Origin of the sequence: Bacillus mycoides (assembly GCF_000832605.1) — a bacterium.
Lineage (GTDB): Bacteria > Bacillota > Bacilli > Bacillales > Bacillaceae_G > Bacillus_A > Bacillus_A mycoides.
This window is the reverse complement of sequence record NZ_CP009692.1, coordinates 3574230-3597140: the sequence shown is the minus strand read 5'-3', so window position 1 is coordinate 3597140 and position 22911 is coordinate 3574230. Positions and strand designations below refer to the sequence as shown.

General features: G+C 34.3%; 22 protein-coding genes and 2 pseudogenes. 19 read left to right on the top strand and 5 right to left on the bottom strand.

Translation table 11 applies throughout. The features are described 5' to 3' along the window. The first annotated feature begins 42 nt into the window (after nt 1-42). The 4 genes and pseudogenes from BG05_RS20235 to BG05_RS20225 all read left to right on the top strand — a co-directional run bounded on the left by BG05_RS20235 (nt 43) and on the right by BG05_RS20225 (nt 2975). A complete protein-coding gene (locus BG05_RS20235) occupies nt 43-894 on the top strand; it encodes a peptidylprolyl isomerase PrsA (RefSeq protein ID WP_002031835.1) in 852 nt (283 codons plus the stop codon). Nucleotides 895-1469: 575 nt separating this feature from the next. Beyond that, nucleotides 1470-1691, top strand: coding sequence for a hypothetical protein (locus BG05_RS20230; protein ID WP_002012623.1), 222 nt, complete (start codon nt 1470-1472; stop codon nt 1689-1691). 565 nt (nt 1692-2256) lie between these two features. Then, nucleotides 2257-2529: pseudogene (locus BG05_RS29970) on the top strand (zinc ribbon domain-containing protein); the annotation flags it as partial. 110 nt (nt 2530-2639) lie between these two features. Beyond that, entirely contained in the window at nt 2640-2975 is a 336-nt protein-coding gene (locus tag BG05_RS20225) for a YolD-like family protein (RefSeq protein ID WP_002085766.1), read from the top strand. Nucleotides 2976-3260: 285 nt separating this feature from the next. On the opposite strand, the gene gerPF is transcribed toward BG05_RS20225, so the two are convergent. Beyond that, complete coding sequence (gene gerPF, locus BG05_RS20220; RefSeq protein ID WP_001141569.1) at nt 3261-3476, bottom strand: spore germination protein GerPF; 216 nt, start codon at nt 3474-3476, stop codon at nt 3261-3263. Between the two features lie 212 nt (nt 3477-3688). On the opposite strand from gerPF, the gene BG05_RS20215 reads away from it, so the two are divergent. From BG05_RS20215 to BG05_RS20200, 4 genes are all read left to right on the top strand, one after another. Then, the gene (locus BG05_RS20215) at nt 3689-4027 is read left to right on the top strand and encodes a hypothetical protein (RefSeq protein WP_002127270.1); all 339 of its coding nucleotides are present in this window, start codon (nt 3689-3691) and stop codon (nt 4025-4027) included. Nucleotides 4028-4352: 325 nt separating this feature from the next. Beyond that, the gene (locus BG05_RS20210; protein WP_002085764.1) at nt 4353-5063 is read left to right on the top strand and encodes an SDR family oxidoreductase; all 711 of its coding nucleotides are present in this window, start codon (nt 4353-4355) and stop codon (nt 5061-5063) included. A gap of 158 nt (nt 5064-5221) precedes the next feature. Next, nucleotides 5222-5881, top strand: a complete 660-nt coding sequence (locus BG05_RS20205) for a DUF6944 family repetitive protein (RefSeq protein WP_002185920.1) — start codon at nt 5222-5224, stop codon at nt 5879-5881. A gap of 300 nt (nt 5882-6181) precedes the next feature. Beyond that, nucleotides 6182-6394, top strand: a complete 213-nt coding sequence (locus BG05_RS20200) for a YqaE/Pmp3 family membrane protein (RefSeq protein ID WP_002085763.1) — start codon at nt 6182-6184, stop codon at nt 6392-6394. A gap of 67 nt (nt 6395-6461) precedes the next feature. Here BG05_RS20200 and BG05_RS20195 read toward each other — a convergent pair whose 3' ends face one another. Further along, complete coding sequence (locus tag BG05_RS20195; protein ID WP_002085762.1) at nt 6462-6671, bottom strand: KTSC domain-containing protein; 210 nt, start codon at nt 6669-6671, stop codon at nt 6462-6464. A 466-nt stretch (nt 6672-7137) separates the two neighbouring features. On the opposite strand from BG05_RS20195, the gene BG05_RS20190 reads away from it, so the two are divergent. Next, nucleotides 7138-9630 carry a transglycosylase domain-containing protein gene (locus BG05_RS20190; RefSeq protein WP_003189071.1) on the top strand — a complete coding sequence of 831 codons (2493 nt, stop codon included), beginning with the start codon at nt 7138-7140 and terminating at the stop codon, nt 9628-9630. Nucleotides 9631-9710: 80 nt separating this feature from the next. Here BG05_RS20190 and BG05_RS20185 read toward each other — a convergent pair whose 3' ends face one another. After that, entirely contained in the window at nt 9711-9992 is a 282-nt protein-coding gene (locus BG05_RS20185; protein WP_033733949.1) for a hypothetical protein, read from the bottom strand. Between the two features lie 234 nt (nt 9993-10226). Here BG05_RS20185 and BG05_RS20180 point away from each other — a divergent pair, with 234 nt between their 5' ends. From BG05_RS20180 to BG05_RS20150, 8 genes and pseudogenes are all read left to right on the top strand, one after another. Next, nucleotides 10227-11372 carry an MFS transporter gene (locus BG05_RS20180; RefSeq protein ID WP_002168450.1) on the top strand — a complete coding sequence of 382 codons (1146 nt, stop codon included), beginning with the start codon at nt 10227-10229 and terminating at the stop codon, nt 11370-11372. A gap of 15 nt (nt 11373-11387) precedes the next feature. Beyond that, nucleotides 11388-11659: pseudogene (locus BG05_RS31155) on the top strand (HesB/YadR/YfhF family protein). Between the two features lie 415 nt (nt 11660-12074). Further along, complete coding sequence (gene mmgD / locus BG05_RS20175; RefSeq protein ID WP_002185917.1) at nt 12075-13196, top strand: citrate synthase; 1122 nt, start codon at nt 12075-12077, stop codon at nt 13194-13196. Nucleotides 13197-13294: 98 nt separating this feature from the next. Then, nucleotides 13295-14731: a 2-methylcitrate dehydratase gene (prpD, locus tag BG05_RS20170; RefSeq protein ID WP_002085755.1), complete on the top strand. Its 1437-nt coding sequence runs from the start codon at nt 13295-13297 to the stop codon at nt 14729-14731. Nucleotides 14732-14749: 18 nt separating this feature from the next. Further along, nucleotides 14750-15658, top strand: a complete 909-nt coding sequence (gene prpB, locus BG05_RS20165; RefSeq protein ID WP_002168448.1) for a methylisocitrate lyase — start codon at nt 14750-14752, stop codon at nt 15656-15658. A gap of 156 nt (nt 15659-15814) precedes the next feature. Further along, nucleotides 15815-17524, top strand: coding sequence for an acyl-CoA dehydrogenase family protein (locus BG05_RS20160; RefSeq protein WP_033730121.1), 1710 nt, complete (start codon nt 15815-15817; stop codon nt 17522-17524). Nucleotides 17525-17540: 16 nt separating this feature from the next. Next, nucleotides 17541-18431, top strand: coding sequence for an NAD(P)-dependent oxidoreductase (locus tag BG05_RS20155; RefSeq protein WP_002031851.1), 891 nt, complete (start codon nt 17541-17543; stop codon nt 18429-18431). Between the two features lie 39 nt (nt 18432-18470). Beyond that, nucleotides 18471-19931, top strand: coding sequence for a CoA-acylating methylmalonate-semialdehyde dehydrogenase (locus tag BG05_RS20150; RefSeq protein ID WP_002168445.1), 1461 nt, complete (start codon nt 18471-18473; stop codon nt 19929-19931). 106 nt (nt 19932-20037) lie between these two features. Here BG05_RS20150 and BG05_RS20145 read toward each other — a convergent pair whose 3' ends face one another. Then, entirely contained in the window at nt 20038-20670 is a 633-nt protein-coding gene (locus BG05_RS20145) for a LysE family translocator (protein WP_087944757.1), read from the bottom strand. 149 nt (nt 20671-20819) lie between these two features. Then, nucleotides 20820-21872, bottom strand: coding sequence for an enoyl-CoA hydratase/isomerase family protein (locus BG05_RS20140; RefSeq protein ID WP_002127283.1), 1053 nt, complete (start codon nt 21870-21872; stop codon nt 20820-20822). A 350-nt stretch (nt 21873-22222) separates the two neighbouring features. Here BG05_RS20140 and BG05_RS20135 point away from each other — a divergent pair, with 350 nt between their 5' ends. Then, nucleotides 22223-22480: a hypothetical protein gene (locus tag BG05_RS20135; protein WP_002012747.1), complete on the top strand. Its 258-nt coding sequence runs from the start codon at nt 22223-22225 to the stop codon at nt 22478-22480. A 184-nt stretch (nt 22481-22664) separates the two neighbouring features. Beyond that, the gene (locus tag BG05_RS20130; RefSeq protein ID WP_002085739.1) at nt 22665-22904 is read left to right on the top strand and encodes a DUF2584 family protein; all 240 of its coding nucleotides are present in this window, start codon (nt 22665-22667) and stop codon (nt 22902-22904) included. The last annotated feature ends 7 nt before the right edge of the window (nt 22905-22911 follow it).

Here is a 22911-nt window from a genome sequence, read left to right as displayed (position 1 = left end):
GTATAGTTCCTAATATACATTTATCAAAGTGAGGTATTTGAATTGAAAAAGAAAAAGCTATTTATGGGAACTATTATTGCATGTGTGGCGCTAACATTGTCTGCGTGTGGTTCCTCAGAAAATGTTGCAACATCAAAAGTAGGAAACGTGACAGAGAAAGAGTTAAGTAAAGAATTAAGGCAAACATATGGAAAAAGTACTTTATCTCAAATGATGTTAAATAAGGCATTGCTAGATAAATATAAAGTTTCAGATGAAGAAGCTAAAAAACAAGTAGAAGCAGCGAAGGAACAAATGGGTGACAAGTTTAAAGTTGCTTTAGAGCAAGTAGGATTAAAGAATGAAGATGAATTAAAAGAGAGAATGAAGCCAGAAATTGCACTTGAGAAAGCGATTAGAGCGACTGTCACAGATAAAGATGTGAAAGATAACCATAAACCTGAAATGAAGGTAAGTCACATTTTAGTGAAAGATGAAAAAACTGCGAAAGAAGTAAAAGAGAAAATAAATAATGGTGAAGATTTTACTGCTTTAGCGAAACAGTATTCGGAAGATACTGGTTCAAAGGAACAGGGCGGAGAAATAGCTGGTTTTGCTCCTGGTCAAACTGTGAAAGAGTTTGAGGAAGCTGCGTATAAATTAGATGCAGGACAAGTAAGTGAGCCAATAAAAACATCTTATGGTTATCATATAATAAAAGTGACGGATAAAAAAGAATTGAAACCATTTGATGAAGTAAAAGATACGATTCGAAAAGATTTAGAACAACAAAGACTGCAAGATGCGACAGGTAAATGGAAACAACAAGTAATCAATGATCTATTGAAAGAAGCAGATATTAAAGTAACAGATAAAGAATTTAAAGATACATTTAAATTCTTAGATGAGAAATAAGGTTTAGAAGAAAAACAGAGATTTAGCATAATGCTATATTTCTGTTTTTTTGTTTTCAATAGAAAAGGGAACTCATATAGAGTTCCCTTTTCGCGTTAGTGTGTGAGTTATAAATAGATAGTAAGACAATACAATATTACATTTAAATATTAAGAATTACAATAGGAAAATTTGGATGTAGATAAAAGGAATAAGCAATTAAATTCGTAAAATATTGAAATGATAATGTTTTAGTTAATTAATTTTGTTAAATATAAACTAAATATATTTTCGTGGAGAGTGAATTGAGGACATAATTTAAAGAATGGTACATATCATATTTATTGGAGTATAAATTAACTTTATAGGAAGTGACATGTAGAACATTTAGTACAAAAGGATGTTCTTAATGATGATAAGAATTATTTATCCCGCTATTTGTGGGAGTCTTACTGCTCGTAAAAGCCCGATTGGTGAAGGCTAATAATCAGTGGATGATGGACAAAACCCCCACTGATTATTAGCCTTCACTTTATTAAAATAGGATGAATATTTTTATATTTACTAGATTATTAAATTAATTTGGGGGAGAATATATGAAAGTTATTTTTAAGAGAGAAGGCGGAGGGAAAATTTTTGAATCATCTAATGAAAATATAAGCGTTCTATTAGCTGTATTAAAAGAAACAAAAGGGATAAAGATTGGGATGGTTGAGTATGAAGTATTAGAATATAAACTGGAATATTATCGGAATCCGAAAAAAACAGAAACAGAAAGAGAATTACATATTATAATGCAACCCAAGCATATTCAATAAAGAAAGTGAAAAATTGATGAGTGTGAATCTTACTGCCTACAAATAGCAGGATAAATGGTAGTAATTGTCGATATGTATGAAACTTATGAGGAATGAATTGTTTTACATCATAAGTTTCTAAAGCTTTGTGAGTTCGTTCATAATAAAAGTGTATGCTTTTGTTGAAGGATGGTTAATGAGATATAGCTGAAATTTGTATTCCAGAAAGAACGTTAGTTAGGATAGAAAAGTAAAATTAGAAATATAATTAGTTCAATAAAAGCGACTTCACATTAGGTGGAGTCGCTTTTATTGTTGCTACACGTATTCTATGATGCGATAGGAAGTGCAAAGAAATTTGATTAATAAAAGGGAGTAATAAATGAGTATGAATAAACTTCATATATTAAAGTTGCATTTTGTTTGAAAAATTTACATGTTGCACTTCCGTAAGAACGTTCGTTCGTGTATAATTAGAACGAATGTTCTTTCGGAGTGGAGATTTCTACAAATTCATAAATAGTTTTGAATTGGAAAGCTACGCTACATATAAATAAGAGATGGATAAAGTGTATTTAGAAGTGAAATTAGTGAGGTATCATGGTCACAGTTTCGAACCATGTTGGAATATAAAGCAAAATGATACGGCAAACAAGTCATTGTCGTATCGAAAACATTTGCTTCAAGCCAATTATGTTCTTGTTGTAGATATCAAAACAAAGACGTTAAAAATCTAAACCTACGTAAATGGGACTGCCCTTCTTGTAGTACACATCATGATAGGGATATTAACGCAAGTATCAATCTAAAGAATGAAGCGATAAGGCTTCTAACCGCAAGGACTGCGGAGATAGCCTAATAAAGTAGAGTTCGATAGAACTCTTTACTTAGGAATCCCCCACTTCTAAACGAAGTGAAAGTGGGGTAGTTCAAGAATGGATAGATATAGAAAATTGAGGAGTAAAGAAAATGAATTATGTAAAGATACAGGAAAAAGGAAGAGAGTGGGTTCCGTTTACAGTAATGTCGGAACAATTATTAAGTATGAAAAAAATTATTGGAGAGAAATTAAAAGTCCAAAGACCGCTAATAACAAATGAAGCGAAAGACAGCATTTCAGACAAATTATTAACTTCATTATTGTCTGAAGAAGAGATGTTAGTGACATATTTTGAAGAAGGATACATACTTACGAGTTATATGACAGTGGTTCATATAAATCCAATTCAACAAATTGTAAAATGTACAGATGCATTTTATAAAACATATATATTTTCTGCAATGGACATAATTGATGTAACCTAAAAGAAGCTGAATTTTGAAGTTTAGCTTCTTTAATTTATCTAGCTATTTACGGACAGGCAGATTCACACCTCAAAATTCGGCTGTGAGTCAGGCTACCTGTTAAAACCTAATTTTTTGAAGAGGTGAAGAACTAAATGAAAAAGCAGCTAGCTGCAAGCTAGCTGCTTAGCCCCAGGGAAAGGGAGAAAAAGATTGGCACTCAAAAAATCAATGATAGCTGTGTATCAGCCTGAGTATAGTATAGACAAATTTTAAAATGTTATACAAAAATGATTACAGATCTGGTTAGGCCGTACCAACTTGGTTTTGATCTGCTAGATCAGAATCAAATGTATTAGTCGCGCTAACCCCACTAAAAGTGTTCACTACGAAACCAACGTTAGATGCGCCAGAGCCGTTATAAGCTTTCGTATTCTCTTTTGGAGAAACATTGTAGAAATCACCTAAGTTGAAAGATCCGTTACTATTTTGTACAACTAAATTCCCAACAACTGAGGGCATAATTTTCACCTACTTTATAAGTAATTGTTTGCATTACTATATGAAGGTATAGTCTAATTGGTTCATTTGACAAATATTCCGGAATAGAAAAATGTTTGAAGCTTTGTTTAATCAATCGAGCAAAAAGTATGTTAAAATTAATGAAGAGCTGAATTTTAAAAAGAATAAATTTGAATAATTAATATATATGGAATTAAAGAAGACAAAATGTAATGGATAATGTTATAAAAACAGTGGATTTAACAGATGCAGAATCAAGTAAACTTGTTGCTTATATTTATAGTAATGATGTCACATTGATCGAAAAAGCATTTTGTCCTAATGAAATAAAATTAAAGTTTAATGAAATAGCAATTTTATCGGCAATTAAAACCGCATATATTACGAAAGTATCTATAAGGAAAGAACTTGAAGCAATTTTTCACGATACAGGCGTTTTATTAGTAAAGCAAAATGTTGAAAGGAATAGTATTCAATCTATAACAATGCATTTTGAGCAATTTAAAAAGTTGCAAAATGAGATTGAGAATTTAAATAAAAGTATGTTATAAGACTAGGTGGAAATTTATTGATAGAGGTGGGCTCTGTTAAGTTGAAAAAGTGGATTGAAAAGTATTTGGATAAATCGAACCGTAAACATAAATATACTTTCATTAAGGTGTAACCTATATTTATCGATGTGAGAAATGTAGGGAATAGAAGATACAATTTAAAAATAATAACGATACAAACAAAAAGAGTAACTATGATGGTTACTCTTTTTGTTTGTAATATGTAATATCAAAAATACTTCTAAAGTATGAAATGAATTGATACTTAAGTGAGAAGTTGAATAAGAATAAAAAGAGTAATATTAATGGAAAGGAGGAGATGAAGTTGGAGCGAAACGACATTGGGAAACTTGTAATTATTACTGGAGTAACGCAAGGGTTAGGACGTGCAATGGTTGATAGGTTTCATGAATTGGGGTGGAACATAGCAGGGTGTGGACGCTCAAAAAATAAAATTGAAGAGCTTAATAAATATTACGGTGCTTCACATGATTTTCAAATAATTGATGTTTCAAATCATCACCAAGTTAGTAAATGGGCAAGTCGTATTCTTAATAAGTATAGGGCTCCCGATATGTTAATAAATAATGCATCGATTGTTAATCAAAATGCACCTCTATGGAAAGTTACCGCACAAGAATTTGAAAGTGTAATGAGTGTAAATGTGAACGGGGTAGTAAATGTCATTAGGGCGTTCGTCCCGGCGATGATAGCTAGGAAAGAAGGAATTATTATTAACATGAGCTCTAGTTGGGGAAGAGAAGGCGAGGCTGAACTTGCGCCATATTGTGCCTCGAAGTTTGCTGTTGAAGGTATCACGCAGTCAATGGCAATGGAACTACCAAATGGTATGGCAGTAGTTGCTTTAGATCCAGGTGGCAGTATTAGCACTCCAATGCTTCACTTATGTGCACCTCAATATGTAAAAGAATCTCCTACACCTGAAATGTGGTCACATAAAGCAATTCATTATATATTAAATATATCAATAGATAAAAACGGTGAGTCATTGACATGTCCGGCATACATTCATTGAGAAACTCCTTGTCAAAAAGAGCGCCAGAAAGGTGCTCTTTTGTATTATTAGTACATTATGTGATGCACAAAATTACATATGAAAAATAGAATAATGAATTAAAGGTGATATTTGTTTATTTCGAATGTACTAGAAAATTTTAATATAGGTGATGGAAAATGAACCTACGCGATTTAGAATTGACAGGGGCATGGTTTCAAGTTGGAGGAAATCTTATAGCGGCAATTGGAACAACTAGAGGGTTTGCAGGAGAAGAAAAGATTGAGTCGGATCTCGTTATTGTAGGGAGTTCATTACAAGCTCTCGGATATATATTACAAATTATAGCAACTAATGATGCGAAAGATGAAGATAAATGTGAGAAGCAAGAGGTAACTATAGATAATAAAAATAAAGCGCTAGCGAAAACGGGGATTGAGTTATTAGCTTTAGGTAATATTTCAAATGTAATAGGAACGTATTTTAATCTCAATGAACAAATGAAAGAAAATGATTTCCTTATAATTACTGGAAATAGTTTGCAATCAATTGGCGCTTTTTTAGGAGTAGAAGTAGCATTGAATGAGATAAATGGAATACAGTGGATTATCGTATTAGGGAATTCAATGCAAAGTTTAGGTGCGGGATTACAAGCATATGAAGGTATTAAAAATATACCAAAAGAAGAAAAGGGAAAAGAAGACAGTAATATAGATAAAGAAGATCAACGTATAATAGGGCTAATAGGTATTTGGATACAGGCAATAGGTACTGTAATTTCAGCAATTGGATTAACCGAAATAGTAGAGGAACAACGATTGGAAACTAAGAAAAGGTGATGAAATACTCATTTCAATGAAGTTTGGAGTATTTCAATTTTAGAAGTAGGACAAGATGGATGTGTTAATTGTTTTTGTAGGCTTTTTCATATAGGCGTAGAATATACATATAAATGAACAGGTGAAAATAACTTGTTAACGTTAGTGAGAGGCTTCTCATTTAGTTATACTATTATATGTGATTTTTGTAATGATGAGTTCTTATATACGCTTTTAGAAATAACATGATTTCATAGGTTTGATAGTGTAGGAGATGGATGGGGAAGAATCGAAAAATAAACATTAAGGAGTTTTTCAGACATGATGTACTTATTAGCAATTTTACTTCCGCCGGTAGCTGTTTTATTTTGCGGAAAGCCGTTTCAAGCGATTATTAATTTCATTTTAACCTTAATTTTTTGGGTTCCAGGCGCGATACACGCAGTTCTTGTCGTACATGATAAAAAAGCCGACAGGCGACTTAAAAAACAAGTTCAAGCGTATGATGAAATTAATAAAAGAAATAGAAGGTAAATTGCGATTGACATACAAAAAAGAAAGGGGATTTGATTCGCCTTTCTTTTTTGTATGTCAATCAAGTTTAAATTTTAGTATAGCGGTAAGAATTTTTAATATAAGTATTATGATAATAACTTTTAGAGTGTGCGTTTAATAAACCGGTGTAAATGCTTTCTGGCACATTAAAGAAATCATACATACCATTCTTTAGTTGAATACGTAAAATCATAGAAAAAGGATTATAGCCAACAGCAACTAATTTTTTTGAAATAACGGGAGATAGCTTCATCATTACGCAACTCCTTATTTTTCATTTTAGATGGTTTCTTGTAGAGAAGGGGATTGTCGTGTTGAAATCCTAATAATTAAAGGAGTATTATACTTATATGCAATATATTAAATGTTTGTTATACGTAATTATAAGGAAGTTCACACGAAGTACATATCGTTGTGCTATTTTTATTTCACCTTTGATTTATAAATAAGAAAATATTGACCATTTGAAAAAAAGGTATATTATTTATACGAGGTATTAAAAATTCACTTCTTACATTCTATGCTTTAAGGGGCAGTATTATTAGAAAAAATAGAAGTGAAAATAGTTTGTATAAGAAGTATTCTAAAATGTATAATCTGTGAATTGGGAAAATATTGAATGATCCAGGTCAATATACTTTCTTGATTAAATGTATTTGGGAAAGTGACCTCAATATTTTCAAGTAAATCAACGGGAGAATTGAAAGGCAGGAGAAAGTAACATGTCAGAAAATTATCGTTCTCGAGAGGAGCGACGACAAGTTCAAAAGAAAAAACAGCCAGCTTCTAAAAAAACAAAACCAAAAGGTAAAACATCGTTTTTTCGTAAATTTTTAATCAGTTGTTTACTACTTGGTATTGTAGGATTAGTGGCAGGGGTTGCTACCTTTTTCGTAATGATTAAGGATGCACCAAAACTTGTTAATCCGTTATCCTCAAAAATTTATGATAAAGACGGGAATTTGGTATATGAATATGGGAAAGAAAAGCGGACGAATGTTACGTATGATCAAATCCCTAAATTGGTAGAAAATGCATTTTTAGCAACAGAAGATTCGCGTTTTTATGAGCATAGCGGAGTAGATTTTAAAGGTACTGCTCGTGCAGTTTTAGTTAGTCTTAAGGGAGATTATGGCTCTCAAGGTGGTAGTACGATAACGCAGCAAGTTATTAAAAACTACTTCTTATCGATGGAAAAAACGTCAAAACGTAAAGTTCAGGAAATATATTTAGCCTATAAGCTAGAACAACAGTATTCAAAACATGAAATTTTAGAGATGTATTTAAATAAAATTAATTTAGGTAATCGTTCATATGGAATCGCAACAGCAGCACAAAACTACTACGGTAAAGAATTGAAAGATTTAACATTACCAGAAGTTGCGATGCTTGCCGGTTTACCAAAAGCACCGAATAACTATGACCCAACGAAAAAAGAAAATGTTCAAAGGGCAACAGAAAGAAGAAATACTGTACTAGGGTTAATGAATCGACATGGTTATATTACAAAGGCAGAAATGGAAGAAGCATCGAAAGTACCAGTGGATAAAAATATTAAGAGTGCAGCTGAACTACAAGCGATGCCACATACTGCATTTATGGATGCAGTTGTGAAAGAAGTAGAAAAAGAAATACCAGATGTTAATATTGGATCTGACGGTTTAGAAATTTATACAACTTTGGATCCAAAAGCGCAAGATTTTGCTGATCAGCTTTTAAATGCAAATATTATTAATTATCCAAACGATAAGTTCCAAGGGGCTTTCACATTTATGGATACAAAAACTGGTGAAGTTCGTGCTATAGGTAGTGGTCGTGGTGAAAATAAAGCAGTATTTAAAGGGCATAATATGGCGATTGAATTAGATCGTGCAGCTGGTTCAACTATGAAGCCAATCTTTGATTATGCACCGGCTATTGAATATTTAAAATGGGCTACGTATCATCAAATCGATGACTCTCCATTTAAGTATTCAACTGGCCAAGAAGTGAGAAATGCAGATAGAAGTCATTTAGGGCCAATCTCAATGCGTGAAGCACTAACAAAGTCACGTAATATCCCAGCTATTAAAACAGCTAAAGAGGTAGGTATTAGTAAATCGAAAGAGTTCTCTGAGAAATTAGGTATTACATTTAATGTAGCACCGACAGAATCAACAGCGATCGGTACAAATGAAGCGTCACCAACTGAAATTGCAGGTGCTTATGCGGCATTTGGGAATGACGGTAAGTATACGAAGCCGCATTTTGTTAAGAAAGTAGTTTATCCAGACGGCAAGTCACAAAGTTTTGGACAAAAACCAAAACCAGTTATGGCGGATTCTACAGCATATATGATTACTGATATGCTTCGTTCTGTAGTTACATCAGGTACTGGTACATCGGCAAATGTGGCCTCTTTAGATGTAGCTGGTAAAACAGGTACAACTAACTATTCTTCAAAACAACTAGCACAATATGGAATTCCAGAAAGTGCAACTCGTGATAGTTGGTTTGCAGGATATACACCGCAATATACGATGGCAGTATGGACTGGATATACGAAAGATGGTAAAGACGAGTATATTAGTAGTAAAAATACGAAAATTGCACAGTTGATCTTTAAAGAAATGATGAGCAAGATGGCTACAGATAAATCACGCTTTAAAATGCCAAGTAGTGTTATTCAAGAAGGTAGTGAGTTACGTATAAAAGGTGAAAAACGTGATTCATCTCCAAATACGAGCGTACCGGATACAACGGAACAACCAAAACAAGACCAACAGCAAAAAACTGAAGAAGAGAAAAAGCAAGAAGAATTAAAGAAACAGGAAGAACTTAAGAAACAAGAAGAGCAAAAGAAACAAGATGAACTTAAGAAACAAGAAGAGCTAAAGAAGCAAGAAGAGCAAAAGAAACAGGATGAATTAAATAAGAAAAATGAACAAAATAATGGAAATGGCCAAGGAAATACAACACCACCGAACAATGGTGGAGGCCAAGGAAATACAACACCACCGAACGATGGTGGAGGCCAAGGAAATACAACACCACCGAACAATGGTGGAGGCCAAGGGAATACAACGCCACCGAACAACGGTGGGGATCAAGGAAATACTACCCCACCGACTAACGGTGGAGGAGGCCAAGGGAATACAACTCCAACGCCACCAGCAACAACGCCACCAACTACTGGCGGGAACACAGGAGAAGTCCCTGCCAATAATGGACAATAAGTAATGTATATAAAAGCACCAAAGGTACCGATAAAACGGTTCCTTTGGTGCTTTTTATATTATAAAGGTTAATATTATTTTTAAATGTTAAAAGTACCATAGAAATTTTGAAAGTAAATTGATGGGAAATGATAAAAAATTTGAGTTGGTGGTATTGGATAACTAGGGCTATAAAAAGTAGTACTACTACTAGGGTGTGTACCATGATGCCAAAATGAAGGGGTGACTTGGTCAGGCGATTGATAATGTTGCCAAGCGGCAGGAAGTTCGATACCAACATCAGAACTAGCTGTATGAACGGCAGGAACATGTATTGAGGGAGCTGATGGGACAACGGCGGTTATTCTTGGTGATATCCACATGAAACGATCACTCCTAAGTTTAATAATAAAATAGTATATTCTTTTAGAACATATAAAGGTACATATATAGGGTTTTTGCTTAAAACATAGGTATAAAGTCGTAAGACCAACTTAAATTGAGGATAGACCATTTATTATGAAAAGATACGTCTATTAGCGGAGGGCAAGGGAACATGAAAAATATACCATTGATATGTTGATTGCAATATTTTACGTGTTTATGGAGGAATTTTAATGGAACGATTATGGACGAAATCATTTATTCAAATGACTATCGCGATGTTATTTTTATTTACAGGGTTTTATTTACTTGTTCCAACGCTCCCGCTCTTTATTAAAGAGATTGGTGGAAATGAATCACAAGTTGGACTGATGATGGGAATGTTTACAATAGCTGCGGTTGTAATACGACCGATTATTGGAGGAATGTTAGATCAATATGGTAGAAGATCTTTTATTATTTTCGGACTCATCTTTTTTGGGATAACGATGTATTCGTATAATTTAGCATCGACTATTGCCCTTTTAGCTGTTTTACGCGTTATTCACGGAGTGACGTGGGCTGTTTCTACAACAGCAGTTGGAACAGCGATAACTGATATTATTCCAGATTCACGTCGTGGTGAAGGGATGGGCTGGTATGGCATGGCGATGACAATCGCGATGGCAATTGGCCCGATGATTGGATTATGGGTTGTACAAAATTATTCATTTCATGGTCTATTCTTGTTAGCAACTCTTTTATCCTTTATGGCAGTCGTATTATCGTTAATAACGAAAATGCCATTCACGCCACAAAAAGAAAAAGGGAAAATTCAGCTGTTTGAAAAATCCGTTTTATCAATAACGGTTGTTGTTTTCTTTTTATCATTTGCATATGGAGGAATAACAACATTTTTACCGTTATTCGCGTCATCAATTGATGTGAATCCTGGGACATTCTTTCTTGTATATGCAATTGCTTTAACAATTGTACGACCTATTTCAGGAAAACTATTAGATAAGTATGGAGAAGTTTTTATCATACTTCCGGCACTATGTATTACTATTTTAGCGATAGTTGTACTAACGATTTCAAATGGTTTGATAGGTGTAATGATTGCAGCGGCATTATATGGTGTTGGATTCGGTTCAGCACAGCCCGCTTTACAAGCAGCGATGCTGACAATTGTTGATCCTAGTAAAAGAGGAGTTGCTAACGCTTCATTCTTTACTGCATTTGATTTAGGTATTGGATTAGGTGCGATTTTACTTGGAGTTGTTTCACAAATGTTTGGTTACCGTATTTTATTCGCAGGTAGTGCAATTTCAGGATTAATAGCTTTAATTATATTTGTCATTTTTGTAAAACAAAGATTAGGCAAAAAGGATTTTGCGTAAACAGGAAGAGCGAAGATGAAAATTTCAATTGAACATGATGCTCGACGATGCTTTAAGGAAGAATTGCGTATAAAGCATGATGAATCTATTTGATGTATTGTAAGGTACGGAGGAAATAGCTCAATTCAGCCCGGATATTCTTTAGGGATTATTTCTGAGAAATCAGATGGGGAAATAGTGTCAGTTGAGAAAGACGGTAGTTTATTTTTATAGATTTTGATGATCTTTCGTACTTTCAAAACTATGAATTAGTTGTAAGCTATCGTAAAGAAACGGAAGAAATTTAATTTAATTATGTAAAATAATAATTTTATTAAAAATAAATAAATTTTATATAAGAATTATATTTATGGGAATATGAAATAAATATTATAAAAAACCGAGCTGTGCATGAGTGCAGCTCGGTTTTTTATGTTTGTTGAAGAAAAAGGGATTAAAGGTATATTTAGTGGGATCATATGGATAATTGTTATATTTCGTTTTTAAAAATTGTAAAAGGATGTCTGTCCTTTCTTTATAAAAGATGAAAGTTATTTTTGAAAAATTGTATTATTACATCGGTAAAAGTATAGGAAACTTATCATTATAAAATAAATTGAAATCTTCTAAAAACTCTGATACATTGAAATAGAAATGTAGTTTCATATTATTGTAAAGGCTTACAGTTATGTGCACGAAGATCTATTAGGATTGGAGGAAATAATGATGAAAGCTGAAGAAAAATTTTCCCCGGGATTAGATGGTGTAGTAGCAGCGGAAACGAAAATTTCGTTTCTTGACACAGTAAAAGGTGAAATTGTAATTCAAGGGTATGATTTAATCGAACTCTCAAAAACAAAAGAGTATTTAGACATTGTGCACCTTTTATTAGAAGAACGTTTACCGAATGAGGATGAGAAAGTAACAATTGAAAAGAAATTAAAAGAAGAATATGCAGTGCCAGAAGGTGTATTCAATGTTCTAAAGGCATTGCCTAAGGAAACGCATCCTATGGATGGGCTACGTACAGGTGTGTCTGCATTAGCTGGTTACGATAGTGATATCGAAAACCGCTCGTTAGAAGTGAATAAAAGTCGAGGATACAAGCTTTTAAGTAAAGTGCCAAATATTGTAGCGAATAGCTACCATATTTTAAATAATGAGGAACCAATTGAGCCTCTTCAAGAATTGTCATATAGTGCGAATTTCTTCTATATGTTAACTGGAAAGAAACCAACTGAACTTGAAGAGAAAATCTTTGATCGTTCCCTTGTTTTATATAGTGAACATGAAATGCCAAACTCTACATTTACAGCACGCGTTATTGCATCAACGCAATCCGACTTATACGGTGCTTTAACAGGAGCAGTTGCATCCTTAAAAGGAAGTCTTCATGGCGGTGCGAATGAAGCGGTTATGTACATGCTTTTAGAAGCTGGTAATGTTGAGAAATTTGAAGAGTTATTACAGAAGAAACTATATAACAAAGAAAAAATTATGGGCTTTGGACACCGTGTTTATATGAAAAAGATGGATCCAAGAGCACTTATGATGAAGGAAGCATTAAAGCAGTTATGTGATGTGAAAGGCGATTATACACTATATGAAATGTGTGAAGCTGGAGAAAAAATTATGGAGAAGGAAAAAGGGATTTATCCGAATCTTGATTATTATGCTGCTCCAGTATATTGGATGCTTGGTATTCCAATTCAACTTTACACACCAATCTTCTTTAGTTCTAGAACAGTAGGGCTATGTGCACACGTAATTGAGCAACATGCGAACAATCGTTTGTTCCGTCCACGTGTAAATTATATTGGCGAGCGACATGCATTTAGTAAATAAAAACAACTGGGGAGTTGTTAGCGCCGCCCGCCAGATGGGTGTTTGACCGACACCCATCATTAATAATAACGAATTTTCGACAGAAAGGGAAGAATAGCATGATTAAAACAAATGAAATTAAACAAAAAGATGCATTATTAGAAGAAATTACGGACTATGTATTAAATAAAGAGGTTACAAGTGCAGAGGCATTCAGTACGGCTCGCTACGTATTACTTGATACACTTGGATGTGGAATTTTAGCACTACAATACCCAGAGTGTACGAAATTATTAGGACCAGTTGTACCAGGAACAATCGTGCCAAATGGTACACGTGTACCAGGAACATCTTATGTGCTAGATCCAGTAAAAGGCGCATTTAATATCGGATGTATGATCCGTTGGTTAGACTATAACGATACTTGGCTTGCAGCAGAGTGGGGACATCCATCTGATAACTTAGGCGGAATTTTAGCAGTTGCAGATTATATTAGCCGCGTTCGTATTTCAGAAGGAAAAGAACCATTAAAAGTACGTGAAGTACTAGAAATGATGATTAAAGCACATGAAATTCAAGGTGTACTTGCTTTAGAAAACAGCTTAAACCGTGTTGGTCTTGATCACGTATTATACGTAAAAGTAGCAACAACTGCAGTAGTTGCAAAAATGCTTGGCGGAACGCGTGAGGAAATCTTTAATGCATTATCACATGCGTGGATTGATAATTCTAGTCTTCGTACATATCGTCATGCTCCAAATACAGGTTCACGTAAATCATGGGCAGCAGGTGATGCGACGAGCCGCGGTGTTCATCTCGCAATGACTGCATTAAAAGGTGAAATGGGTTACCCAACGGCATTATCTGCACCAGGATGGGGATTCCAAGATGTGTTATTTAACAAGCAAGAATTAAAATTAGCAAGACCACTAGAATCTTATGTAATGGAAAATGTATTATTCAAAGTGTCATTCCCAGCAGAATTCCATGCACAAACAGCTGCAGAATGTGCAGTGAAATTACATCCGGAACTTAAAGAAAGATTAGATGAAATTGATCGTATTACAATTACAACTCATGAGTCAGCAATTCGTATTATCGATAAAGAAGGTCCATTAAATAACCCAGCTGATCGCGATCACTGCCTACAATACATTACGGCAATAGGTTTATTAAAAGGAGATATCGTTGCGGATGATTATGAGGATGTAGTAGCGAATGATCCACGTGTAGATGAATTACGTAATAAGATGGTTGTTGTTGAAAATAAACAGTACAGTTTAGATTACCTTGACCCGAACAAGCGCTCAATCGCCAATGCTGTTCAAGTTCATTTTAAAGATGGTACTGTAACAGAAAATGTGGAATGTGAATATCCACTTGGCCACCGTTTCCGTAGAGACGAAGCAATTCCAAAAGTTGTTCGAAAATTCACTGCAAATATGGCAGGTCATTATTCTAGTAAGCAACAAGAAAAAATCCATGAAGCTTGTCTAAATGAAGAAAAACTAGAAAATATGAATGTAAACGAATTTGTAGATCTATTCTTAATTTAATAATAGGGGGAATTTAGAATGGCTTGGGTTGTGAATAAACAGTCGACACAAGAGGAGCTTACGAATCGCTTCCGAGCTTTAGTAGAAGCAAATGAAATTTTGCAAATTCCAGGTGCTCATGATGCAATGGCGGCTCTTGTTGCGAAAAATACAGGTTTTTCAGCTCTATATTTATCGGGAGCTGCTTACACTGCAAGTAAAGGACTACCAGATTTAGGAATCGTGACGTCTACTGAAGTAGCAGAGAGAGCAAGGGATCTAGTTAGAGCTACAGATTTACCAGTTCTTGTTGATATTGATACAGGATTTGGTGGAGTACTAAACGTAGCGAGAACAGCTGTAGAAATGGTGGAAGCGAAAGTTGCGGCTGTTCAGATTGAAGATCAACAATTACCAAAGAAATGTGGACATTTAAATGGTAAGAAACTTGTTACTACAGAAGAATTAGTTCAAAAAATTAAAGCGATTAAAGAAGTTGCGCCAAGTTTATATATTGTAGCACGCACAGATGCTCGCGGCGTGGAAGGATTAGATGCAGCGATTGAAAGAGCGAATGCATATGTAAAAGCAGGAGCAGATGCAATATTCCCAGAAGCGCTTCAATCGGAAGAAGAATTTCGTTTATTTACTAGCAAAGTGAATGCACCTTTACTAGCAAATATGACTGAGTTCGGAAAAACACCATATTATAGTGCAGAGGAATTTGCGAATATGGGCTTCCAAATGGTAATTTATCCTGTAACTTCACTTCGTGTTGCTGCAAAAGCATATGAGAATGTGTTTACGCTAATTAAGGAAACAGGTTCTCAAAAAGATGCACTTTCTAATATGCAAACGAGAAGTGAATTATATGAAACAATTTCATATCATGACTTTGAAGAGTTAGATACTGGAATTGCAAAAACAGTATTATCTGAAGATCAATAGGTAGAAGGATTTAGGCGATGAAAATACATCTTTGGCAAAACGAACTGCTTGATGTGAAAAATCATCGCCTTCTGTTTTCAATAATAAGATATTCCACTCATCGTAGACGAGCATATGCAAAGATCAACGAAGGCCGAAATGATAGGGGGGATTCAGATGGAGAAAACGAAGTTACCATGGGATGAATTTTTTTCACTCAATAAAGATGTGAATAATACTTTCTTTACACCAGAAGATTTTTCAGGGGATGAAGATTTAATTGCAAAAACGACAGAACAATTCGTTAAACAAGAAATTGTCCCACAAATTGAGAATATTGAACAACATAACTATAAAGTTTCTCGTCAATTATTTGAGAAAGCTGGGGAACTTGGATTATTAGGCATTGAGGTACCAGAAGATTATGGCGGATTCGAGTTAGGAAAGGCTGTCTCAGGTCTTGTAGCAGAGAAAATGGGTTACGCTGGTGCATTTAGCGTTTCATTTAATATACACGCTGGTGTAGGTACATTGCCTTACATATATTACGGAACGAAAGAACAGAAAGAAAAGTACTTGCCGAAAATCGCATCGGGAGAATGGATTGGTGCTTATGCTTTAACTGAGCCCAATGCTGGTTCTGATGCATTAAGTGCAAAAACGAGTGCAGTATTGAATGAAGAGGGGACTGCTTGGAAGTTGAATGGTGAGAAGCAGTGGATTACAAATGCTCATATGGCAGATGTATACGTTGTTTTTGCGAAGACAAATAAAGGAATGACAGCGTTTATTGTCGAAAGAACATGTGAAGGTGTATCAATAGGATTAGAAGAAAAGAAGATGGGGATTAAAGGTTCTTCAACAGCGACGCTTATTTTAGAAGATGTTGTCATCCCCGCTGAAAATATTTTAGGGGAAGTTGGGAAAGGGCATCACGTAGCTCTTAATATTCTTAACTTCGCTAGACTAAAACTTGCTTTTGGAAATATTGGAACAGCAAAACAAGCAATCAGTTTGTCAGTTCAATATGGAAAAGAGCGAAAACAGTTCCAAACGGAATTAGTAGATTTTACGATGATTCAAGAGAAAATTGCCAATATGATTATTTCTACATATGGAGCAGAAAGTGCAGCTTACCGTACAGCGGGTGTAATTGATGAAGCAATTCATGAGAGTGATGAAGATCTTATGAAAAAAATGTCCCAATTTGCAATTGAATGTGCACTGAATAAAGTAAACGCTTCTGAAACACTTGCTTATATCGTAGATGAAGCTGTACAAATTCATGGTGGTTACGGTTATATGCAAGAATACGAAGTAGAACGATTATATCGTGATGCTAGAATTAGTCGTATTTTTGAAGGAACGAATGAAATTAATAGATTAACAGTTGCAAAAATGTTAATGAAGCAAATCGAGCAAATAGAAGATGCTGAAGTAGAAATTGATGTGGCAAATGTAGAAAGAAACCATCGTTACATTTTATTAGCGAAAAAATTGTTGAAACAATCTTTGAAAACGCTCTCTAAAACTCCAGGTTTAAAAATTGAGCAAGAGCAAGAATATTCACGCGTATTATCAAATATGTTGACGGACGTGTACGTCATGGAATCAGCATTTTTACGTACGAGGAAAGCAGTTAGTAAAAATGGTGAGGAAAAAGAGCGTACGAAGCAAATGATAACAGGTGTTATTTGTGAAGAAGGATATCGTAAAGTAGAAGAAGCTGCGATTTCCATTCTTTCAGCAGCTGTCACAGAAGAACAAAATAGACAAGAAATATTAGCTGAAATCCGTCAATTATTAGTGCCTTTATACTCAAACTTATTTACGAAAAAGAGAGATATTGCGAAAGTTATTATAAATCGCGGGAAATATATTGTGTAAATAGGAGGAAAGCGATATGAAAAAGATTGGTTTTATCGGTTTAGGTAACATGGGTCTTCCAATGTCTAAAAATTTAGTTAAATCTAGCTACACAGTATATGGAGTGGACTTGAATAAAGAGGCGGAAGCTTCCTTTGAAAAAGAAGGAGGAATTATCGGTCTATCAATCTCAAAACTAGCAGAGACATGCGATGTGATTTTTACAAGTTTGCCTTCACCTCGTGCTGTGGAAGCGGTATATTTTGGGGAAGAAGGATTATTTGAAAATAGCCACTCGAATGTAGCTTTAATTGATACAAGTACAGTATCTCCACAATTAAACAAACAATTAGAGGAATCGGCGAAGGAAAAGAAAGTAGACTTTTTAGCAGCACCTGTTAGCGGTGGGGTAATTGGTGCAGAAAACCGTACATTAACGTTTATGGTTGGTGGATCGAAAGAAGTGTATGAGAAAACTGAATCTGTCATGGAAGTACTTGGAGCGAATGTTTTCCATGTTAGTGAGCAGATTGATAGTGGTACAACTGTTAAATTAATTAATAATCTATTAATTGGTTTTTATACAGCTGGTGTGAGTGAAGCTTTAACATTAGCGAAAAAGAACAATATGGATTTAGATAAAATGTTTGATATTTTAAATGTAAGTTACGGTCAAAGTAGAATTTATGAGCGTAATTATAAAAGTTTCATTGCATCAGAAAATTATGAGCCAGGCTTTACTGTGAATTTATTAAAGAAAGATTTAGGATTTGCAGTAGATTTAGCGAAAGAAAGCGAACTTCACTTACCAGTAAGCGAAATGCTATTAAACGTATATGAAGAAGCGAGTGAGGCAGGATATGGTGAAAACGATATGGCTGCTTTATATAAGAAAGTTAGCGAACAATTAATTTCTAATCAAAAATAGTGCACTTATAAAAACCATGATAAAAAAGGAGAGAATATAATGATTACAACTGAAATTAAACGAGTGAAAAATCATATTAATGGCGAATGGGTAGAATCTACTGGTACGGAAGTAGAAGCGGTTCCGAATCCGGCAACTGGAAAAATCATCGCTTACGTTCCACTTTCTCCAAAAGAAGATGTTGAAAAAGCTGTTGAAGCGGCAAAAGCGGCATACAAAACATGGTCTAAAGTGCCAGTTCCAAATCGTTCAAGACAACTATACAAATATCTACAACTGTTACAAGAAAATAAAGATGAGCTTGCAAAAATCATTACGCTAGAAAACGGTAAAACGCTAACGGATGCAACTGGTGAAGTACAGCGTGGTATTGAAGCGGTAGAACTTGCAACATCAGCACCAAATTTAATGATGGGACAAGCTCTTCCGAATATTGCTAGTGGAATTGATGGATCGATTTGGCGCTACCCAATCGGAGTTGTTGCTGGTATTACACCGTTTAACTTCCCGATGATGATTCCATTATGGATGTTCCCACTTGCAATTGCTTGCGGTAATACATTCGTATTAAAAACATCTGAAAGAACGCCACTTTTAGCTGAGCGACTTGTAGAGTTATTCTATGAAGCTGGTTTTCCAAAAGGGGTATTAAATTTAGTACAAGGCGGAAAAGATGTTGTAAATAGTATTTTAGAAAATAAAGATATTCAAGCAGTTTCGTTTGTTGGCTCTGAGCCAGTGGCACGCTACGTATATGAAACTGGTACAAAAAATGGTAAACGTGTACAAGCGTTAGCAGGTGCGAAAAACCATGCAGTTGTTATGCCAGATTGCAACCTTGAGAAAACAGTACAAGGTGTAATTGGGTCTGCGTTTGCAAGTAGTGGAGAGCGCTGCATGGCATGTTCAGTAGTAGCAGTAGTTGATGAAATTGCTGATGAATTCATTGATGTATTAGTAGCGGAAACGAAGAAGTTAAAAGTAGGTGACGGTTTCAACGAAGATAATTATGTTGGACCATTAATCCGTGAATCTCATAAAGAACGTGTTTTAGGCTATATTAATAGTGGTGTAACAGATGGAGCAACTTTACTAGTAGATGGCCGTAAAATCAATGAAGAAGTTGGAGAAGGCTACTTTGTTGGTGCAACGATCTTTGATGGTGTAAATCAAGAAATGAAAATTTGGCAAGATGAAATTTTCGCTCCGGTATTAAGTATTGTAAGAGTAAAAGATTTAGAAGAAGGTATTAAGCTGACAAATCAATCGAAATTTGCGAATGGTGCTGTTATTTATACATCAAATGGAAAACATGCACAAACATTCCGAGACAATATTGATGCTGGTATGATTGGTGTAAACGTTAATGTTCCAGCACCAATGGCATTCTTCGCATTTGCAGGAAACAAAGCTTCATTCTTTGGAGATCTTGGTACAAATGGTACGGATGGCGTCCAATTTTATACACGTAAAAAAGTTGTAACTGAGCGCTGGTTTTAATAAAGTGAAATGATAATGAGTGGGGGGCATTCCCACTCATTATAAAAATAATACAAACGAAAATACACTACTCATAATGGAGTAGTGTATTTTCGTTTGTATTATGTTAACTATTTCTTTCAAAGGCTAATTTAATACCAAACCCAATTAAGACGATTCCTGTAATCCCTTGAATATAACGTTGTGTCTTCGGTTTTTTCATAAAAGCACTAATTTTATCAATTAAAAATATATAAAAAGCAAACCAAATGACGGTTAAAATGAGATAAGTAAGTCCCATAACGAGAAGTTGTATAAATGTATTATGATTTGGATTTAAAAACTGTGGTAAAAAAGTTAAAAAGAAGACTGCAACCTTAGGGTTTAGTAAATTTGTAAGAAACCCTTGGCGAAAGCAAGAAGTATGTTTATTGTCATTATTTATTGGAACATCATTTGTATTTAAGTCTTCTGTGTTTCTTACTGCTAAAAGGGCTTTAATACCAATATAGACTAAATATACAGCACCAACATATTTAAAAATAGAAAATAAAAGAGCAGACTTTACAATAAGTGCTGAAAGACCAATTACAGCAGCTAAAGTGTGAATTAAAAGCGCAACACAAGTACCAAAAACAGTTTTTACGCCGCCGATTTTGCCGGCAATCAATGTGTTTTTCGTAGCCATTGCTGTATCAGGACCGGGTAGAATAATAAGACATATAGACATAATAATAAACAGAAAAAAATTTTCCATAATGTTATCCACCTTCCTTTATTGTTTTTAGAAAATTCGATTAACGTTAGTTTAACATACATTTTAGTTAAATAAAATTAAATTATATTTAACTAAAAAGAAGAGGCCATATAGAGTAGCTGAGAGTGTGCTACAATATATGGCCTCTTTGTTTAAGCGTTAAGTAAGTTAAAGAATCGATTTACATCTTCTTCTGAAACATCACTTAATTGTTTATATTTATAATTTGGATTTTGGTCTTTATCAACTACAACGGAGCGTACTCCTTCAAAGAAATCTTCATGTCGCATGAAGTTTTTAGCGAGTATAAGATCTGTCGCGAAACATTCTTCAACTGACTTTTCTTGGCCATCAATAAACTGTTTTAATGTTACCTTTAATGAAACAGGGGATTTGGATAATAGCTTTTCTTTCGTTGTTTGGGCAAATGGACTTTGATCTTTCTCTAACGATTGAATGATTCCCTCAATTGTATCGAATGCAAAATGCGAATTAATTTCTTCTACTGAAGAAGAAAGATTGCCATCTAAGTTTGGAGCAGTTGCAAATGTACGAATAATTTCTTTTAAATGAGTATGTACATCTTCTTTTTTCCAATTTACATTTTCAAGTGCGGTAAGGAAATTTGGTAATGAATCTGATGTCATAAAGTAATCAGCAGCGTTAATATATAATACATCAGGAGCTTTTAAAATAGATGCTGTTAAAGCAACATATCGACCAGTATATCCAGGCGCTTTATTTAAGAAATAAGCAGCACCGACATCAGGGAAGAAACCGATGTTCATTTCAGGCATTGCCCACTTCGTACGCTCTGTTACAATTCGATACGTCGCTCCATTTGTCAGACCGACACCACCGCCCATTACAATTCCATCTAAACAAGCGATAATTGGTTTTTTGTATTGATAAATAAATGTATCAATTTCATATTCTTCTTCAAAAAACTGCTCTGCATGTTGTAATGCAACTTCGTTAGAACGTGCTTCGTATAGCGTTTTAATATCACCACCTGCACAAAAACCTTTCGTCCCAGCTCCTTTTAAAACGATGAGTTCAATACGCTCATCTTGCTCCCATTCTTTAAGTTTTTGCCCAATTGGTTGTAACATGTCATAGGATAAAGAATTAAGTGCTTTTGGACGGTTTAAAGTAATAGATGCAACGCCGTTTTCGCTAACAGAAAATAAAACGTGTTCAGTCATTATAAATCCTCCCTTACTTATCTTTCTATTCTTATTTCTTGATACATGCTGAAATGTCCTCTATAATTTTTGTCTAAATTAGGTGCTTAGTGTTAGTATTTATCGCATATTTTGACGAGTTATATTTGCAGGATTTCAGAGAATGAAGAGGAATATTACAACATTACTGTAAGTGCTATTATTTGAAAATGTCGTGTTGAAGGCGCTATTATATGTATAACTTATATTGAGTTAGTATACGTGGCGTAAATTAAAGAGTTGATGTAGAAAAAGTTAAAAGGCTGAATTATCTAACTTTTAAAGAGCGCGGGGTTTGTATATAATTAGAAATAGAGAAAGGAGAGATCGGAATGCCAGGACCTTTACTATTGTCGGTTATTATTTTGTCATCTCTTATGGTAGGAATTACACAGTATTTTCATCATACAGATACGACAGAAGAAGTGAAGGCTAAGGTACGTCTCGTGTTTCCGATTTTTATAATATCTATTTCCATATGCTTTTTATTAAATAAAGATGGGTATGTTGTGGCCGTATTTGCGTTTTTTGTAGCGATTGTCTTAATAACTGTATTGTACTACGTTATGAAAGAGTACTTACAAAAATAAGGATGCCTGAAAGGGCATTTTTATTTTTGTAGATTAATAATTTCACATACCGTATTTCATATAAAAAAACATAAAATATTTATAATTAAAAAAGTATGTACATCGCGGTGTATTTACTTGTCAATCTTGCATGACCACTATACTATTAAAATGTAGAGATTAGAAAAAAGGGGTTGTATCTAGCATGAAATTTGAGATGCATACAAAAATTATTTCAAATGAAAAAGAAGTAAGATTACATATAGAAGATAATTTATTTCAATTAATTTTAGATGGTTATCATCTATTTACTATTCAAGAAATATTGCCTTTATATAAATCAAACGAAGAAAGAATCGGTAGTGCAATTGTCCAAAAGTTAGAATGGGAGAACGGAAAAACTACACTAAACTATCAGCTTGTTTCACTACAATCAGTAAACTAAAAGGAGA

What these genes read in the sequence shown, in the direction of transcription:
- BG05_RS20230 (WP_002012623.1), top strand. Translation starts at nt 1,470, where the DNA reads ATGAAAGTTATTTTTAAGAGAGAAGGCGGAGGGAAAATTTTTGAATCA.
- BG05_RS20225 (WP_002085766.1), top strand. Translation starts at nt 2,640, where the DNA reads ATGAATTATGTAAAGATACAGGAAAAAGGAAGAGAGTGGGTTCCGTTT.
- gerPF (WP_001141569.1), bottom strand. Translation starts at nt 3,476, where the DNA reads ATGCCCTCAGTTGTTGGGAATTTAGTTGTACAAAATAGTAACGGATCT.
- BG05_RS20215 (WP_002127270.1), top strand. Translation starts at nt 3,689, where the DNA reads ATGGATAATGTTATAAAAACAGTGGATTTAACAGATGCAGAATCAAGT.
- BG05_RS20205 (WP_002185920.1), top strand. Translation starts at nt 5,222, where the DNA reads ATGAACCTACGCGATTTAGAATTGACAGGGGCATGGTTTCAAGTTGGA.
- BG05_RS20200 (WP_002085763.1), top strand. Translation starts at nt 6,182, where the DNA reads ATGATGTACTTATTAGCAATTTTACTTCCGCCGGTAGCTGTTTTATTT.
- BG05_RS20195 (WP_002085762.1), bottom strand. Translation starts at nt 6,671, where the DNA reads ATGATGAAGCTATCTCCCGTTATTTCAAAAAAATTAGTTGCTGTTGGC.
- BG05_RS20190 (WP_003189071.1), top strand. Translation starts at nt 7,138, where the DNA reads ATGTCAGAAAATTATCGTTCTCGAGAGGAGCGACGACAAGTTCAAAAG.
- BG05_RS20185 (WP_033733949.1), bottom strand. Translation starts at nt 9,992, where the DNA reads ATGTGGATATCACCAAGAATAACCGCCGTTGTCCCATCAGCTCCCTCA.
- BG05_RS20180 (WP_002168450.1), top strand. Translation starts at nt 10,227, where the DNA reads ATGGAACGATTATGGACGAAATCATTTATTCAAATGACTATCGCGATG.
- mmgD (WP_002185917.1), top strand. Translation starts at nt 12,075, where the DNA reads ATGATGAAAGCTGAAGAAAAATTTTCCCCGGGATTAGATGGTGTAGTA.
- prpD (WP_002085755.1), top strand. Translation starts at nt 13,295, where the DNA reads ATGATTAAAACAAATGAAATTAAACAAAAAGATGCATTATTAGAAGAA.
- prpB (WP_002168448.1), top strand. Translation starts at nt 14,750, where the DNA reads ATGGCTTGGGTTGTGAATAAACAGTCGACACAAGAGGAGCTTACGAAT.
- BG05_RS20160 (WP_033730121.1), top strand. Translation starts at nt 15,815, where the DNA reads ATGGAGAAAACGAAGTTACCATGGGATGAATTTTTTTCACTCAATAAA.
- BG05_RS20155 (WP_002031851.1), top strand. Translation starts at nt 17,541, where the DNA reads ATGAAAAAGATTGGTTTTATCGGTTTAGGTAACATGGGTCTTCCAATG.
- BG05_RS20150 (WP_002168445.1), top strand. Translation starts at nt 18,471, where the DNA reads ATGATTACAACTGAAATTAAACGAGTGAAAAATCATATTAATGGCGAA.
- BG05_RS20140 (WP_002127283.1), bottom strand. Translation starts at nt 21,872, where the DNA reads ATGACTGAACACGTTTTATTTTCTGTTAGCGAAAACGGCGTTGCATCT.
- BG05_RS20135 (WP_002012747.1), top strand. Translation starts at nt 22,223, where the DNA reads ATGCCAGGACCTTTACTATTGTCGGTTATTATTTTGTCATCTCTTATG.
- BG05_RS20130 (WP_002085739.1), top strand. Translation starts at nt 22,665, where the DNA reads ATGAAATTTGAGATGCATACAAAAATTATTTCAAATGAAAAAGAAGTA.